Here is a 15,811-nt window from a genome sequence, read left to right as displayed (position 1 = left end):
GCTGGGTTCGGTACCCTTGGACACGGCCGTGGCTAAATCCGGCCGCCTCTGGTGAATTCAATGAATTGAGACTTTCGTGGCAGAAGACCGCACTGCAGCAGACCCGACTGCAGAAGACCGCTCCGCAGATCACGGTCCCCGCTACGACGCCGCTGCGCTCCAAGCGAAGTGGATGCCGCGCTGGGACGAACTGAAGTCGTTCCGTACCGACGATCCCGACGACAAGCGTCCGCGCAAATACATCCTCGACATGTTCTCGTATCCGTCGGGGGACCTGCACATGGGACATGCCGAGGCCTTCGCTCTCGCGGACGTGCTCGCGCGCTATTGGCGCCAGCAGGGCTTCAACGTGCTGCATCCCATCGGCTGGGATTCCTTCGGCCTTCCCGCGGAGAACGCCGCGATCAAGCGGGGGGTCGACCCGCGCGAGTGGACCTACGCCAACATCGCCCAGCAGTCGGAGTCGATGAAGCAGTACGCCACCTCGGTGGACTGGGACCGGGAGATCGCGACCAGCGATCCCGAGTACTACAAGTGGAACCAGTGGCTGTTCCTCAAGATGTATGAGAAGGGCCTGGCCTACCGCAAGGATTCCTGGGTCAACTGGGACCCGGTGGACCAGACCGTGCTCGCGAACGAGCAGGTGCTGCCCGACGGCACCTCAGACCGCTCCGGCGCCGTCGTCGTGAAGAAGAAGCTCACGCAGTGGTACTTCAAGATCACCGACTATGCCGACCGACTGCTCGACGACCTCAACCAGCTCGAGGGATCGTGGCCGCCAAAGGTGCTCGCGATGCAACGCAACTGGATCGGCCGGTCCAAGGGCGCGGACGTCGACTTCGTGATCGAGGGCCGTGAGGAGAAGATCACCGTCTTCACTACCCGTCCCGACACTCTGTACGGCGTCACCTTCATGGTCGTCGCGCCGGACTCCGACCTGGCGGCGGAGCTCGTATCCGGGTCGACGGATGCCGTGCGCGAAAGCTTCACCGACTACCTCGTCCAGGTGCAGAAGACCACAGAGATCGAGCGGCAGGATGCCAGCCGGGAGAAGACCGGCGTCTTCCTCGATCGCTTCGCGGTGAATCCGATCAATGGCGAACGCATCCCGATCTGGGCCGCTGACTACGTGCTCGCCGACTACGGGCACGGTGCGGTCATGGCCGTTCCGGCCCACGACCAGCGCGACCTGGACTTCGCCCGCAAGTTCGACCTGCCCGTGCGGGTGGTGGTCGACACCAACCAGCCCGTCACCGGCGCGATCCCGGTGTTGCCGATCAACCCGGAGACCGGTGAGGCCGAGCTGCCCGACGACCTGCCGCCGCTCGATCCCGCCCACACCGGCATCGCGCTCACCGGCGAGGGGCGCATGCTCAACTCCGGCTCCCTCAACGGGCTGAGCAAGTCCAACGCGATCAAGCGCATCACCGAGCAGCTGGATGCCGCGGGAAACGGTCGCTCATCGAAGAACTACCGCCTGCGCGACTGGCTCATCTCCCGCCAGCGGTTCTGGGGCACCCCCATCCCGATCTTCCACACGGAGGACGGCGAGCTCGTGCCGGTGCCAGAGGACCAGCTGCCCGTGCGTCTGCCATCGACCGAGGGTCTCGACCTGCAGCCGAAGGGGGTCTCTCCTCTCGGTGCGGCCGAGGACTGGGTGAACGCCACCCTGCCCGACGGAAGGGCCGTGCGTCGCGATCCCGACACAATGGACACCTTCGTCGACAGCTCATGGTACTTCTTGCGCTTCCTCAGCCCGCAGGACGACATCCGTGCCTTCGATCCGAAGGAGGCCGACAAGTGGGCTCCGGTCGACCAGTACATCGGGGGCGTCGAGCACGCGATCCTGCATTTGCTCTACGCGCGTTTCATCACGAAGGTGCTCTTCGACCTCGGTTACGTGAGCTTCACCGAGCCGTTCAGCGCCCTCCTCAACCAGGGGATGGTGCTCTCCGGAGGCTCGAAGATGTCGAAGAGCCGCGGGGGAGTGAACCTCGGCGACGAGATCGCGGCCCACGGTGTCGACGCGATCCGGCTGACCATGGTGTTCGCCGGTCCTCCGGAAGACGACATCAACTGGGAAGACGTGTCGCCGGCCGGTTCGGCGAAATTCCTCGCCCGCGCCTGGCGCCTCGCGCAGGATGTCACGAGCGCTCCCGAGATCGAGTGGCGCACCGGCGACCAGGCCCTGCGCCGGGTCACCCACCACTTCCTCGCCGAAGCGCCCGGCCTCATCGAGTCATTCAAGTTCAATGTCGTCGTCGCCCGTCTCATGGAACTCGTCAATGCGACCCGCAAGGTCATCGACAGCGGAGCCGGGGGAGCGGATGCCGCGGTGCGCGAGGCCACGGAGACCGTCGCCCTCGGGCTCTCGCTCTTCGCGCCGTACACCGCGGAGGAGATGTGGGAGCAGCTCGGTTACCCGCCGCCCGTCGCGCTCTTCGGCTGGCGCAAGGCCGACAAGACCCTGCTCGTGGAGACCTCCGTGACGGCGGTGTTCCAGGTCGACGGCAAGGTGCGTGACAAGGCGGATGTCAGCCCCAAGATCGATCCCGCCGAGCTCGAGAAGCTCGCACTCGCCTCCGCCGGCGTCGTGCGCGCCGTCGGTGATCGCACTGTCGTCAACGTGATCGTCCGCGCTCCGCGCATCGTGAACATCGCCACCAGACCCTGACGCTACGGCTCCAGTCCTCTGCCGGAGGAACGGCGGCCCGATTGTCCCCATCCCCGACCGCCACGGTGAGTTCGCGGGCGGGTATTTCCTAGCCTTCGGTCATGGATCCGCCTGCTGCCCTCGCCGTGCGCCGACCCGTTCGTGCGCGGGTGGGGGTGGGGGCGGCCATCGTGCTGGTTCTCGTGGGCCTGGGCATCGCGGTGCTTGTGAGCGCGGTGGGCCCTGGCGGGGCTACGCAGTCGCTCCCGCCCAGCGCTCCATCGACGCCCGGCGGCAGCGGCCCGCCACGGTCCGCCGCGGGTGGTGTGACCATCTACGTGCACATCCTCGGGGCGGTCGCGAAACCGGGGCTCTACCTTCTGCGCGACGGGGACCGTGCCGTCGATGCGATCGCGGCCGCCGGCGGGTTCACCCCGGCTGCCGAACAGGCCGGGCTCAACCTGGCGCGACCGATCGTCGATGGCGAGCAGATCCTCGTGCCTGCCGTCGGCGAAACCCCCGTCATCACTCCGGGAGCGCCTTCCGCTGGCGGCAAGGTCAATATCAACACCGCGGATGAGGCGGCGCTCGAGACCCTTCCCCGGGTGGGACCCGCCATGGCGAAACGCATCCTCGATTGGCGCGCTAAGAACGGCAGGTTCACCGCTCTCGAAGACCTGATGAGCGTGACCGGTGTCGGCCAGAAGACCTTCGACTCGCTGAAGGACCTCGTGACGCTGTGACTGCGGTGAAGGTCGTGACACGGTGAAGGTCGTGATGCTGTGAACGTCGTGACGCGGTGAAGGTCGTGATGCTGTGAACGTCGACCTGCGACTCGCGGTGCCGACGGTGGTCGCCTGGGTAGCGGTCGGGGTGCTTGTCGCGACACCGCAGTTGCTCCCTGGCGCGGCGATCCTCTTCTGGGTCGCCACCTCCCTGACCCTGCTGGCGTCTCTTGCCGCGCGCGGGCGCTTTCGCGCCGTGCTCGTCGGCCTGGTCCTCGCGCTTGCGGCCAGCGCTCTGCTCACCAGCGTCGCGGCGACCAGGGCCCCGGATCGATCGCCGGAGGCGCTGATCGAGGCGGCCCAGGCCGGTCGCTTCGTCACCGCGAGGGCGGTGGTCACCGAAACGGTGCCGCCGGATGGCCAGGGTGTCGCGGGTAGGGCGATGTTCTCCGCCACGGTGAATTCGGTGACAATCGCCGGCCGCATGTTGTCGGTCGATAGCCCGGCCACCGTCTTCGCGATTCCGCCGCCCGATCCGATCGGCATCGGAGCGACCGTGAGTCTCGCGGGTACCCTATCGACAGCCGAGCCGACGGACCAGGTCGCGTTCCGCTTCTTCGCCGATCGGGGGCTGCGCCTGGAGTCCGCCCCGCCCTGGTACCTCGACTGGGCGAATGGTCTTCGCACCGGGTTCAGGCAGGCGGCGGCAACGCTCCCGGGCAACGGCGGAGACCTGCTCCCGGGCCTTGCCATCGGGGACACCAGCGCCGTCGGCACAACGCTCGACGGCGCGATGAAGGCGACCTCTCTCAGCCATTTGACTGCCGTCTCCGGTGCCAATTGTGCCGTCGTGATCGCTCTGGTCATGCTCGGCGGTGCGGCGATCGGTCTCCCGCGGGCCTGGCGGATCGGCCTGTCGGTGGCCATCCTCCTGGGCTTCGTGGTGCTGGTCACCCCCGAGCCGAGCGTGCTGCGGGCCGCGGTGATGGCGGCTCTGGTGCTCGCGGCACTCGCCCGGGGGCGTCCGGTTCGCGGCATCCCCATCCTGGCGCTGGCCAGTCTCGTCCTGCTGGCGACGGATCCCTGGCTCTCCCACAGCTACGGCTTCATCCTCTCTGTGCTCGCCACCGGGGGGCTGCTGACCCTCTCCGCACCGCTCACGAGACTGATGTCCCGTTGGGTCCCGCTCTGGCTCGCGGCGGTGCTCTCCATCCCGCTCGCCGCACAATTGGCCTGTCAACCGGTGCTCATCCTGCTCAACCCGAGCATTCCCACCTACGGAGTCTTCGCCAACGTGCTCGCGGAACCCGCCGCTCCGGTTGCCACCGTGCTCGGTCTGATCGCTTGTGTGCTGCTTCCGGTGCTGCCCGCCGTCGGCAACCTCGTCGCGGCGATCGCCTGGCTGCCAGCGGCCTGGATCGCCTCCGTCGCCACGTTCTTCAGTGGCCTGCCGGGAGGGTCGCTTCCCTGGGTGCAGGGTGCTCCCGGGGTCGCCTCCATCGCACTCATCACAGCCTTGCTCCTCGTGGTCATGCTCGCGCCGCCGGGTCCTCGGTGGCACAGGTTCGCCTCGATCGCGCTCGCCCTCGTCGTCGTGGTGGTGGGAGGCGTCGCCGCGGGGGACTCCCTCAGGGGGCGTCTCTCGAAACCCGACAACTGGCAGATCGCGGCCTGCGATGTCGGCCAGGGCGATGCTGTGCTCGTTCGCAGCCAGGGGCACATCGCTCTCGTCGACACGGGTCGCGATCCGAAGCTGTTGCGGCGGTGCCTCGATGATCTCGGCATCTCCCACATCGACCTTCTGCTGCTCAGCCATTGGGACCTGGATCATGTGGGCGGAACCTCCGCCGTATTCGGTCGCGTCACCCGGGCGATGACCGGCCCGAGCGACGGATCGCCGGCATCGGGCATCGGCGCGCAACTCGCGCAGCGCGGTGCCGCCGTCAGCCAGGTGAGCCAGGGGCTCACGGGCCGGCTGGGCGAGCTCGGGTGGGAGGTCTTGTGGCCACGGGCGCGGCTCGGCTCGGTCGCACCCGGCAACGACGCGAGCGTGACACTGCGGTTCACCGGAGTCGGGGAGTGCACGTCGGGATGCCTCTCGTCCCTCTTTCTCGGCGACCTCGGCGAGCGACCACAGGCCCTGATGATGGCGGCCAATCGCATCGGTCCAGTGGATGTCGTGAAGGTGGCGCACCACGGTTCTGGCGATCAGAACCCGAAGCTCTACGCGGCGCTGCACGCGACGGTCGGAGTGATCGGAGTCGGCCTCGCCAACGGCTACGGGCACCCGACCGACCGATTGCTCGGCTTCCTCGCCGACAGCCGCACCCTTCCGACCCGCACGGACCTCGAGGGGATGGCGCTGCTGGCGCCGGCTCCGGGAGGGGGTGTGATCGTGTGGACTGAGCATTCGATGCCGGAGGGGAAGGCGAACTCTCACTAGATTACCGCTCAGGCCTCCGCCTGCTGCCCGTCGGTCCGATCGTCAGTGGGGTCGCAATAAACTGGGGCCGACAGCCCTTCAGGGCGAAGAGATTCGGGGAGCGCAGTGGCAGGCAGGGCAGCACCGAGATCCGCATCCCCAGCAGGGAAGACGGCGGTGTCGATTCCCCAGCTGGGTTGGGACCGCGTGCGACCGGCGAATGTTGTGCTCGTCTCGGGCACAGAGGATTTTCTGGCCGAACGCGCCATCCGCCTGTTGCGCGAGATCCTCAGGGCAGAAGACCCGAGCCTCGAGATCAGCGACCTCGAAGCCGATGCGTACGGGCCGGGTGAGCTCATCACCATGGCCAGTCCTTCGCTGTTCGGCGAGCCGCGCATGATCCGGATCACCGGCGTCGAGAAGTGCACGGATGCCTTCATCGCCGAGACCATCCAGTATCTGGAATCACCGGCCGACGACACCTATGTCGTGCTGCGGCACGCCGGCGGAGTGCGGGGCAAGAAGTTGCTCGACGCCATCCGCGGCGGGCTCGGCAACGGCATCGAGATCGTCTGCACCGAGCTCAAGAAAGACTCCGAGAAGCTCGATTTCGCCGCGGCGGAGTTTGCGATCGAGAACCGCCGCATCACGAGCGGTGCCCTCCGCGCGCTCACCGGTGCCTTCTCCGATGACCTCGCCGAGCTCGCGGCCGCGTGCCAGCAACTGATGGCCGACGCGAGCGAGGAGATCACCGAGGTCACCGTCGAGAAGTACTACTCGGGCAGGGTCGAGACCAATGCCTTCCGGGTCGCGGATGTCGCGATCGCGGGCCGCCGCGGCGACGCCCTCATCCTGCTGCGCCACGCGCTGGCCTCCGGAGCCGACCCGGTGCCGATCCTCGCCGCCTTCGCAAGCAAGTTGCGCACCATGGCGAAGATCTCCGGCGCGCGCGGAGCATCTGGCCAGCTCGCCCAGCAGTTCGGACTCGCGCCCTGGCAGGTCGATCGCGCCCGTCGCGACCTGCAGGGGTGGGACGACCGCGGCCTCGGCCGGTGCATCGAACTGCTCGCAGAGACGGATGCCGCGATCAAGGGTGCCGGTCGCGATCCGGTCTTCGTGCTCGAGCGTCTGGTCGGCGTGATCAGCACCCGCGGCACCTCCTAACGGGCACGCAAAAGCCCGCCACCGCGAACGGTGACGGGCTCCTGACGAAAACGCGCGGACGAAAAGGCCCGGACGAAAAGGTCCGGACGAAGACGCTTAGAGTGCGGCGACCTGCTTGGCGATGGCCGACTTGCGGTTCGCAGCCTGGTTCTTGTGGATGACGCCCTTGCTTGCGGCCTTGTCGAGCTTCTTCGACGCGAGCGCGAGTGCCGTGGCGGCCTTGGCGGCGTCGCCGGCGACGATGGCCTCACGCGCGGTACGCACGGCGGTCTTGACCTCGCTCTTCACGGCCTTGTTGCGGTCCTGGGACTTCTTGTTGGTTCCGATGCGCTTGATCTGCGACTTGATGTTTGCCAATGTCTAACTTTCTCTGTGGTTCGAACGGTTGAGGGCAGCCGCGAACCGGTTCCAGTGCTGAGGGATCCGGGCTGCGATTCGCGAAACCATTCGGGTACCAAATGTCTCGCGCAAGCCAACCATCAACGATACCAGTGCGTCAGCGATCCGGCAACGCGGCGCGGGAGCGTGTCGGGTGGCGCCCATCGAGGATTCCCAGCAGCAGGCGGGCGGTGTCCATCGGGCGGCGAAAACGGGCGGCGAGGCGCACCCCGCGCTGGCGTACGAGCCGGCGATCGGCCGCGGCGGACAGGAAGGCGCGCTCCTGCATCCGGAACCGGTCGAACTGACCGTTGAGCAACCACACCGGCACCTGAAGCCGCGAGAGTGCGGCACCGGTGTCGAGCGCGTCGAGCTGGCGGAGGGTATCGGCGAAGTGCTCGGAGGGGGCGACACCGCCCGAGGATCCGGCACGAACGAAGGTGGAGGATGCCGCGCTGCTCATCGCCGCGCCGCTGTCGGGAAGCATGTGGTGGGTCGTGGTCGAGGCGATGCGGTAGCTGTCGAGAACCCAGCTGAGCGCCTGGGTGCCGCAGCCGATGGCGACGACACCGCCGACGGTGTCGATCAGGGAGCCGCACTCCACTGCGAGATGACCGCCGAGACCCCGGCCGACGACGAACACCGGTACGGTGCCGAGGGAGCGCGCGGCATCCGCGACTGTCACCAGGGACTCGCCGATGGAGAATGGTTCGCCGATGCGGGTGCCGTGGCCGGGAAGATCCACCGCCACTACCTCGTGTCCGTGAGCCTCGAGGATGTCGCGCAGCACCGACCACTCGGCGCTCGAGCCGCGGAGGCCGTGGACGAGCACGACGGGGGTGGGCATTTCACGATGCTAATGGCTCCAGCTGGGGTAATAGCCTGACAGTATGCCGTCACTCTCCCCGCACATCGCCGCTGTTCCGCAGTCCGGCATCCGGCGCATCTTCGAGATCGCCCTCGAGTTGGATGACGTGATCTCCCTCGCGGTGGGGGAGCCCGACCGTCCGGTCGCCGCGCACATCCTCGCGGCCGGGGCGCAAGCGTGGCGCGACGACCTCACGAGCTATTCGGCAAACGGGGGGATCCCGCCGCTGAGAGCGGCCATCGAGCAGAAGCTGAGCCGGGAGAACGGCATCGAGGTGGATGTCGAGCGCGTCTGGGTGACCCTCGGCGCCACACAGGGGCTGTTCCAGGCGATGCGTCTGCTTCTCTCCACCGGCGATGAGGTGCTCGTTCCCGATCCCGGGTACACCACCTTCACGATGAATGCCCGGCTGCTCGAGGCCGTGCCGGTGCCGTACTCCCTGCGCCCGGAGCACGGTTTCGCTCCGGATCTCGACGAACTCGAGCGACTCGTCACGGACCGCACCCGCGTCATCATCGTCAACTCTCCGTCGAATCCGCTCGGTGTCGTGTTCGACGAGAAGCAGTTGCGCACGCTTCTCGATTTCGCCCGCCGCCACGACCTCTGGGTTCTCAGCGACGAGGTCTACGAATACTTCACCTACAGCGCCCCGCATGTGAGCATCGCGAGCCTCGACACCGATGACCGGGTGTTCAGCGTCTTCTCCCTCTCCAAGACCTACGCGATGACCGGAGCCCGCATCGGCTATCTTGTGACCCCACCCGGCCTCGCCGCCGTCATGCGAACCGTCCAAGAGGCATCGATCAGCTGCGTCGGGATGCCGGACCAATACGCCGCCGTCGCAGCGATCACCGGCGATCACCAGCACGTGGCCGACTCGCGGGAGCACTATCGCGCCAACCTCGAGGCGGCGTGCGCGCTGCTCGACTCCCGTGGCATCCGTTACCAGCGGCCCGGCGGCGCCTTCTATCTCTGGGTGGATGTCTCCCACGCGAGCGGCGGAGACGTCGCTGCCTGGGCCGAACATTTTCTGCTTCACGACCGGGTCGCGATCGCGCCGGGCAGTGCATTCGGACGGTCCGGGGAGGGTTGGATCCGAGTGTCGCTCGCTGCCGACCAGGCCGTGCTGCTGGAGGGGCTCGGGCGGCTTCCGGCACCGTAGGGATTGGCCGCGGACGACCCGGGGGTTAGCCCCATGGCCGCCGTGTGCGGTGTTTTCTAGCCTGGAGTGACACCGATCACCCCTGGAGAGAACATGACCATCCCGACTACCGAGAACAGCCCGGCCATCGATACCACCCCCGTGCCCCCGCAGGAACGCGCCGTGCCCGTCGTCGCCGGCGACACATCCCGAAGCCTCGGGATCACGAGCCTCGTGCTCGCGATCGCCTCGATCGTCTTCGGGTACACGCTGATCGTGCCGGTCGCCGCGATCGTCGTCGGTTCGATCGGGCTCAACCGTGAACCTGCCGGTCGCAACTACAGCACCTGGGGAATCATCGTCGGAGCGGTCTCCCTCGCGCTCCCGGTGCTCGCCCTGGCGTTCGGGCTCGCATTTCTCGCCCCGTTCGGAGTCCTCGCGGCATTCTTCGCGCAATAGCGGTCGCCCGTCGAGCGGCGTCCGCATCCCGGCCGCCGCCCGTCGTGGGAGAATTGTGCGACCCCACGGCACCGATACGAAGGATTTGCGTGAGCCCCAGAGCATTGAAGGCCCTCGAGCCGGCTTCGACCGACCCCGCCTTCATCCGCAACTTCTGCATCATCGCGCACATCGACCACGGCAAATCCACGCTCGCCGACCGGATGCTGCAGATCACCGGCGTGGTGAGCGACCGCGACATGCGCGCCCAATACCTCGACCGCATGGACATCGAGCGCGAGCGCGGCATCACGATCAAGAGCCAGGCCGTGCGGATGCCGTGGGAGCTCGACGGCCAGACCTACGCGCTCAACATGATCGACACCCCCGGCCACGTGGACTTCACTTACGAGGTCTCGCGCTCGCTCGCGGCCTGCGAGGGGGCGATCCTGCTCGTGGACGCCGCGCAGGGCATCGAAGCGCAGACGCTCGCCAACCTCTACCTCGCGCTCGACAACGACCTCACGATCATCCCGGTGCTGAACAAGATCGACTTGCCCGCCGCGGACCCCGAGAAGTACATCAAGGAGATCGTCGGGCTGCTCGGATGCAAGCCGGAAGACATCCTGCTCGTCTCCGGCAAGACCGGCGTCGGCGTGCCGGAACTGCTCGACCGCGCCACCCGCCTCATCCCGCCGCCTGTCGGCGACGCGACGGCGCCCGCCCGCGCCATGATCTTCGACTCCGTCTACGACGCCTATCGCGGCGTGATCACCTATGTGCGCATGATCGACGGGGCGCTCAAGCCGCGCGAGAAGATCATGATGATGAGCACCAAGAGCGCCCACGAGGTGCTCGAGATCGGAGTGAGCGCCCCCGAGCCGACCCCGACGAAGGGGCTCGGCGTCGGCGAGGTCGGCTACCTCATCACCGGCGTCAAAGACGTGCGGCTCAGCAAGGTGGGTGACACCGTGACGAGTTTCATGAAGCCCGCGACCGTCGCCCTCAAGGGCTACTCCGAGCCGATGCCGATGGTCTTCTCCGGCATCTACCCGATCGACGGCTCTGATTATCCGGTGCTGCGCGAGGCCCTGGACAAGCTCAAGCTCTCGGATGCCGCACTGGTCTACGAGCCCGAGACCTCCGTGGCGCTCGGCTTCGGCTTCCGCTGCGGATTCCTCGGACTGCTGCACCTGGAGATCGTCACGGAACGGCTGGAACGTGAGTTCGGTCTCGACCTCATCGCGACGGCGCCGAGCGTGATCTACGAGGTCACGACCGACGACAAGAAGACCGTGACGGTCACCAACCCCAGCGAATTCCCTGGCGGCAAGATTGCCTCGGTGAGCGAACCCGTGGTGAAGGCATCCATCCTCACTCCGAAGGACTTCGTCGGCACCGTGATGGAACTCTGCCAGGGCCGCCGCGGCACCATGCAGGGTATGGAATACGTGGGGGAAGACCGGGTCGAGTTGCACTATACGATGCCGCTCGGCGAGATCGTGTTCGACTTCTTCGACCAGCTGAAGAGCCGCACCGCCGGTTACGCCTCGTTGGATTACGAACCGACCGGCGATCAGGATGCGGACCTCGTGAAGGTCGACATCCTGCTGCAGGGCGAGGCGGTGGATGCCTTCAGCGCCATCGTTCACCGCGACAAGGCCTACGCCTACGGCGTGCTGATGACGGAGCGGCTCAAGAAGCTGATCCCGCGCCAGCAGTTCGAGGTGCCGATCCAGGCTGCCATCGGTGCCCGGATCATCGCCCGTGAGTCGATCAGCGCGATGCGTAAGGACGTGCTCGCCAAGTGCTACGGCGGTGACATCACCCGCAAGCGCAAGCTCCTCGAGAAGCAGAAAGAGGGCAAGAAGCGCATGAAGATGGTGGGTCGCGTCGAGGTTCCGCAGGAGGCGTTCATCGCGGCGCTCAGCGGTGACACGGAGACCAAGAAAGAGAAGTAACTCGGCTGCTCGCCGATTCGGCCCTGCGGTGGCTGCATACCTGGCAGTTCGAGCTGTATTCCGCGCCGAGGAGAGCACCACCTGTCGGTTCTCTGCTCAACACTGTCGGTGCGGCGGGCACCCTCGCGCGCCCGCAGTCCATGCCAGTGGGGTTCGCGGCAGGGGATGGACCGCACTGACAACAAATAGTGTGTCCGCCCACAGTCCTTTGTGAGTCGGCACAGCGTTCGTGACCGAACGACGACCGGCGCAGTACGCTGCGAACATGAGCGATTACCGTCCCCCCGTGTCCGATCTTGCCTTCGTCCTCGAGCACGTGGTGGGGTATCCCCAGGTTGCCGCGCTCCCCGGCTATGAGCACGCCGATCTCGACTCCGTCGTCGGCCTGTTGGAAGACTGCGGCGACTTCATGGTGAAGGTCGTCGCGCCCACCAACCAGTCCGGGGACGTCGAGGGCGCGCAGCGCGATCCCGACGGCTCCGTCCGCACGCCGGCCGCCTTCAAGTCCGCCTATCGCCAGTACGTCGATGCGGGGTGGGGCAGCGTGCCGTTCCCCGAGGAGTTCGACGGCGGCGGCTTCCCGTGGTCCGTCGGCCTCGCCATCCAGGAGATGCTCGGCTCTTCGAACATGGCCTTCGCGCTCTGTCCACTGCTCACGCAGGGCGCCATCGATGCCCTCCTGCACTACGGGGACGACGCGCAGAAGAACACCTACCTGCCCAAGATGATCAGTGGCGAGTGGACCGGCACGATGAACCTCACCGAGCCTCAGGCGGGGTCGGATGTCGGGGCGCTCACCACTCGCGCCGTTCCCAACGGCGACGGCACCTATGCCATCACCGGCCAGAAGATCTACATCACCTACGGCGAGCACGATCTCTCCGAGCAGATCGTGCACCTCGTGCTCGCCCGCACACCGGGAGCCCCGGCCGGCACCCGCGGGATCTCCTGCTTCATCGTGCCGAAGTTCCACGTGCACGACGACGGTTCGCTCGGCGAGCACAACGGTGTCAGCTGCCTCTCGATCGAGCACAAGCTGGGCATCCACGGTGCCCCGACCTGCGTGCTCTCCTACGAGGACGCGACGGGGTACCTGATCGGCGAGGAGAACCTCGGCATGCGCATCATGTTCGTCATGATGAACAGCGCTCGGCTCTCGGTGGGCACCCAGGGCCTGTCCATCGGCGAGCGCGCTTACCAGGGCTCGCTCGCCTACGCGCAGGACCGCACCCAGGGCAAGGCGATCGGTGCCACCGTCGATTCGCCGATCATCGACTTCCCTGACGTGCGTCGCATGCTGATGACGCAGAAGGCGTACCTCTCGGCGCTCCGTCGTCTCGTGCTCTTCAATGCGGTGCAGATCGACCTCAGCACCCACGGTACCGACGAGGCGGCCCGGATGCGGGCATCCGAGATCGTGGGCCTGCTCACCCCGATCAGCAAGTCCTTCGGCACCGACCTCGGCGTCGAGCTGACCTCCCTCGCCCTGCAGGTCTACGGGGGCATGGGCTATATCGAGGAGACCGGCGCGGCCCAGCACTTCCGCGACGTGCGCATCACTCCGATCTACGAGGGCACCAACGGCATCCAGGCCGCGGACCTCGTCGGCCGCAAGCTCGCGGTGCGCGGCGGAGCATCCTTCCTCGAATTCATCGCGACCATGCGCGAGATCGACACCGAGCTCGCGGCCGCGGGGGAGTCCTTCGAGACGATCCGGTTGCAGCTTCGCACCCAGCTGGACTCGCTCGAGGCGGCGACCGGATGGATGCTGCGCACCAGTCAGTCCGACCCGAACGCCGTGCTCGCCGGCTCGTCTCCCTACCTCCGCATGTGGGGACTCACCGTGGGTGGCTGGCTGATGGCGCGCTCGGCTCTCGCCGGCGAGGCCACCGGCGACGCGGACCTCGCCGACACCCAGCTCGTGCTTGCTCGCTTCTATGCCGAGCAGCTGCTGCCGCAGGTGGCAGGACTCTTCGGCGCAGCCACTGGCGGCGCGCGGGACCTGTTCGCCCTCGACGCCGACCAGCTCGCCGGGCGGGTGCGGAGCGGCTCGATCGGCTAGACGCCTGTTCTCCCAAGGGGCGTCGACGGGCGTGGCGCCGGTAGAATTGCGCCATGCCCGCTTCAGCCGCCCCGACGATCCGGTCTCGGTAGATGCCCGCGAAGCTGCCGCTCTGGGAGCGGCCCGTCACCTATGCGAGCATCGGGGCGACCCAGTCGGCCGACCTGCTCACCAAGTCGCCCTCCGGCTACCGGCCGTTCCGTCAGCGCACCAGAATCGGCCACGGTGACGCACGGTGGGACTACGCCTGGACCGAGGTGATGTCCTGGGGAATCCAGCGCAACAGCGGTTTCCGCGTCGACGTGGCCGATGTTCCGGCGGCCGTCAGCGACCAGACCTACGTGCCCGTCGCCTTCGATGAGGCCGGCGCACCGCTCGCGGACGCGGTCGCCGGCGACGAGGTGGTGTTCGGGCCCGACGGTGCCCCCTTCATCGTGCCCGGCGACTCTGTCGTGCTCGAGATCCCCTTCGGGCCGTTCCAGGTGACCGCCCCGGCGCGGGTGGTCTATGTGGTCAACGAGGTGAATCGCCGCGGTTTCGCCTACGGCACCCTGCCGGGGCATCCCGAGAGCGGCGAGGAGTCGTTCATCGTCGAACAGACGGACGACGGATCGGTCTGGCTGGAGATCAGCGCGTTCTCGCGGCCGGCCAACGCTCTCTGGTGGCTCGTCTACCCGGTGCTGCGCTTCTCGCAGGCCTACTACACCCGGCGTTACTTCGAATCACTCTCCGGCACCCTCGCGCCGACGACCGAGGCCTGATGCCGAGCGCTCTCCCGCTCGCCGATCCGGCGCCGTCCGACGGCGCGCTGCCCGCCTCCGTCACCGTCGGTGCCGCTGAACGCAATTTCGGCGTGTACCTCCACGTGCCGTTCTGCCGCGTGCGCTGCGGGTACTGCGACTTCAACACCTATACCTCCGACGAGCTGCGCGGAGCGAAGCGCACGGACTACGCCGGACAGGCGATCGCCGAGGTCGCCCTCGCGCGGGACATCCTCGATCGGGTGCTGCTCCCGAGCCGCAAGGTCTCCACCGTGTTCTTCGGCGGGGGCACACCCACCATGCTTCCGGTCACCGATCTCACCGCAATGCTCGCGGCGGTCAGGCAGACCTGGGGACTGGAGCGCGGCGCGGAGGTCACCACCGAGGCGAACCCCGATTCAGTGGATGCCGCCTACCTCCGATCCCTCGCGGACGCGGGGTTCACGCGCGTGTCTTTCGGCATGCAGTCGGCCGTGCCGCACGTGCTCGCGACTCTCGAGCGTACTCACGACCCCGAGCGGGTGCCTCTCGTGGTGCAGTGGGCCCGCGACGCCGGACTGGAGGTGAGCCTCGATCTCATCTATGGCACACCGGGGGAATCCCTCGAAGATTGGCGGGTGTCGCTCGAGCACGCCATCGCCCAGCATCCGGACCACCTCTCGGCCTATTCGCTCATCGTGGAGGACGGAACGAAGCTCGCGCGGCAGATCCGTCGGGGCGATGTGGCACAGCCTGACGAAGATCTTCAGGCAGACATGTACGAGCTCGCAGACGAGTTGCTCGGTTCCGCCGGCTACGGCTGGTACGAGGTCAGCAATTGGGCGCGCGAGTCATCGGGGGATTTCGCCGAGCACCGGTCGCGGCACAATCTCGCCTACTGGCAGGGCCATGACTGGTGGGGGATCGGTCCCGGGGCGCACAGCCATGTCGGCGGGGTGCGCTGGTGGAACGTGAAGCATCCTGCTGCCTACGCCGACCGGATCGGCGCTGGTCTGTCGCCCGGGGCCGGGCGAGAGACCCTCGACGAGGAGACCCGGCGGGTTGAGGGCGTGCTGCTCGGCACGCGCATCCGAGAGGGGCTGGTCATCGCCGAGCTCCCGGCGGGCGCACGCACCGCCGTTGCGGGACTAATCGGCGACGGACTCGTCGACGGCGCGTCCGCCGTGCGCGGCTTGCTCGTGTTGACGCTGCGCGGGCGCCTGCTCGCCGATGCGGTGGTGCGGCGGCTGCTCGACTAG

General features: G+C 67.4%; 12 protein-coding genes. 10 read left to right on the top strand and 2 right to left on the bottom strand.

From position 1 onward, the window contains the following. Nucleotides 1–76 precede the first annotated feature (76 nt). From leuS to holA, 4 genes are all read left to right on the top strand, one after another. Nucleotides 77–2,674, top strand: coding sequence for a leucine--tRNA ligase (gene leuS / locus F1C58_RS09275; protein ID WP_255461051.1), 2,598 nt, complete (start codon nucleotides 77–79; stop codon nucleotides 2,672–2,674). 101 nt (nucleotides 2,675–2,775) lie between these two features. Beyond that, nucleotides 2,776–3,396 carry a helix-hairpin-helix domain-containing protein gene (locus F1C58_RS09270; RefSeq protein ID WP_185200844.1) on the top strand — a complete coding sequence of 207 codons (621 nt, stop codon included), beginning with the start codon at nucleotides 2,776–2,778 and terminating at the stop codon, nucleotides 3,394–3,396. Between the two features lie 73 nt (nucleotides 3,397–3,469). Next, nucleotides 3,470–5,821, top strand: coding sequence for a ComEC/Rec2 family competence protein (locus F1C58_RS09265; RefSeq protein WP_185200843.1), 2,352 nt, complete (start codon nucleotides 3,470–3,472; stop codon nucleotides 5,819–5,821). A 156-nt stretch (nucleotides 5,822–5,977) separates the two neighbouring features. After that, on the top strand, nucleotides 5,978–6,964 hold the full coding sequence (gene holA, locus F1C58_RS09260; protein ID WP_370543638.1) for a DNA polymerase III subunit delta: 987 nt from the start codon (nucleotides 5,978–5,980) through the stop codon (nucleotides 6,962–6,964). Between the two features lie 96 nt (nucleotides 6,965–7,060). On the opposite strand, the gene rpsT is transcribed toward holA, so the two are convergent. Together rpsT and F1C58_RS09250 are read right to left on the bottom strand one after the other, a co-directional pair. After that, on the bottom strand, nucleotides 7,061–7,321 hold the full coding sequence (gene rpsT / locus F1C58_RS09255) for a 30S ribosomal protein S20 (protein WP_185200841.1): 261 nt from the start codon (nucleotides 7,319–7,321) through the stop codon (nucleotides 7,061–7,063). A 139-nt stretch (nucleotides 7,322–7,460) separates the two neighbouring features. After that, nucleotides 7,461–8,189, bottom strand: coding sequence for an alpha/beta fold hydrolase (locus F1C58_RS09250; protein WP_185200840.1), 729 nt, complete (start codon nucleotides 8,187–8,189; stop codon nucleotides 7,461–7,463). A gap of 43 nt (nucleotides 8,190–8,232) precedes the next feature. On the opposite strand from F1C58_RS09250, the gene F1C58_RS09245 reads away from it, so the two are divergent. From F1C58_RS09245 to hemW, 6 genes are all read left to right on the top strand, one after another. Continuing rightward, nucleotides 8,233–9,372, top strand: a complete 1,140-nt coding sequence (locus tag F1C58_RS09245) for a pyridoxal phosphate-dependent aminotransferase (RefSeq protein WP_185200839.1) — start codon at nucleotides 8,233–8,235, stop codon at nucleotides 9,370–9,372. Nucleotides 9,373–9,465: 93 nt separating this feature from the next. Continuing rightward, complete coding sequence (locus tag F1C58_RS09240) at nucleotides 9,466–9,810, top strand: hypothetical protein (RefSeq protein WP_255461050.1); 345 nt, start codon at nucleotides 9,466–9,468, stop codon at nucleotides 9,808–9,810. 89 nt (nucleotides 9,811–9,899) lie between these two features. Next, on the top strand, nucleotides 9,900–11,750 hold the full coding sequence (lepA, locus tag F1C58_RS09235) for a translation elongation factor 4 (protein ID WP_185200838.1): 1,851 nt from the start codon (nucleotides 9,900–9,902) through the stop codon (nucleotides 11,748–11,750). 265 nt (nucleotides 11,751–12,015) lie between these two features. Continuing rightward, nucleotides 12,016–13,812, top strand: a complete 1,797-nt coding sequence (locus F1C58_RS09230) for an acyl-CoA dehydrogenase (RefSeq protein ID WP_185200837.1) — start codon at nucleotides 12,016–12,018, stop codon at nucleotides 13,810–13,812. Nucleotides 13,813–13,904: 92 nt separating this feature from the next. Further along, nucleotides 13,905–14,573, top strand: a complete 669-nt coding sequence (locus F1C58_RS09225; RefSeq protein ID WP_219731958.1) for a DUF1990 family protein — start codon at nucleotides 13,905–13,907, stop codon at nucleotides 14,571–14,573. Beyond that, nucleotides 14,573–15,811: a radical SAM family heme chaperone HemW gene (gene hemW / locus F1C58_RS09220; protein ID WP_185200836.1), complete on the top strand. Its 1,239-nt coding sequence runs from the start codon at nucleotides 14,573–14,575 to the stop codon at nucleotides 15,809–15,811. The genes F1C58_RS09225 and hemW overlap by 1 nt, the downstream gene beginning before the upstream one ends.

The sequence above is a fragment of the Glaciihabitans sp. INWT7 genome, from assembly GCF_014217685.1.
GTDB lineage: Bacteria > Actinomycetota > Actinomycetes > Actinomycetales > Microbacteriaceae > Lacisediminihabitans.
This window is presented reverse-complemented; position numbering and strand designations above follow the sequence as displayed.

Excerpts from the sequence above, each read along its gene's own strand:
- F1C58_RS09250 (WP_185200840.1), bottom strand. The coding sequence starts at position 8,189 with ATGCCCACCCCCGTCGTGCTCGTCCACGGCCTCCGCGGCTCGAGCGCC.
- F1C58_RS09245 (WP_185200839.1), top strand. The coding sequence starts at position 8,233 with ATGCCGTCACTCTCCCCGCACATCGCCGCTGTTCCGCAGTCCGGCATC.
- F1C58_RS09225 (WP_219731958.1), top strand. The coding sequence starts at position 13,905 with ATGCCCGCGAAGCTGCCGCTCTGGGAGCGGCCCGTCACCTATGCGAGC.
- F1C58_RS09230 (WP_185200837.1), top strand. The coding sequence starts at position 12,016 with ATGAGCGATTACCGTCCCCCCGTGTCCGATCTTGCCTTCGTCCTCGAG.
- hemW (WP_185200836.1), top strand. The coding sequence starts at position 14,573 with ATGCCGAGCGCTCTCCCGCTCGCCGATCCGGCGCCGTCCGACGGCGCG.
- F1C58_RS09270 (WP_185200844.1), top strand. The coding sequence starts at position 2,776 with ATGGATCCGCCTGCTGCCCTCGCCGTGCGCCGACCCGTTCGTGCGCGG.
- F1C58_RS09240 (WP_255461050.1), top strand. The coding sequence starts at position 9,466 with ATGACCATCCCGACTACCGAGAACAGCCCGGCCATCGATACCACCCCC.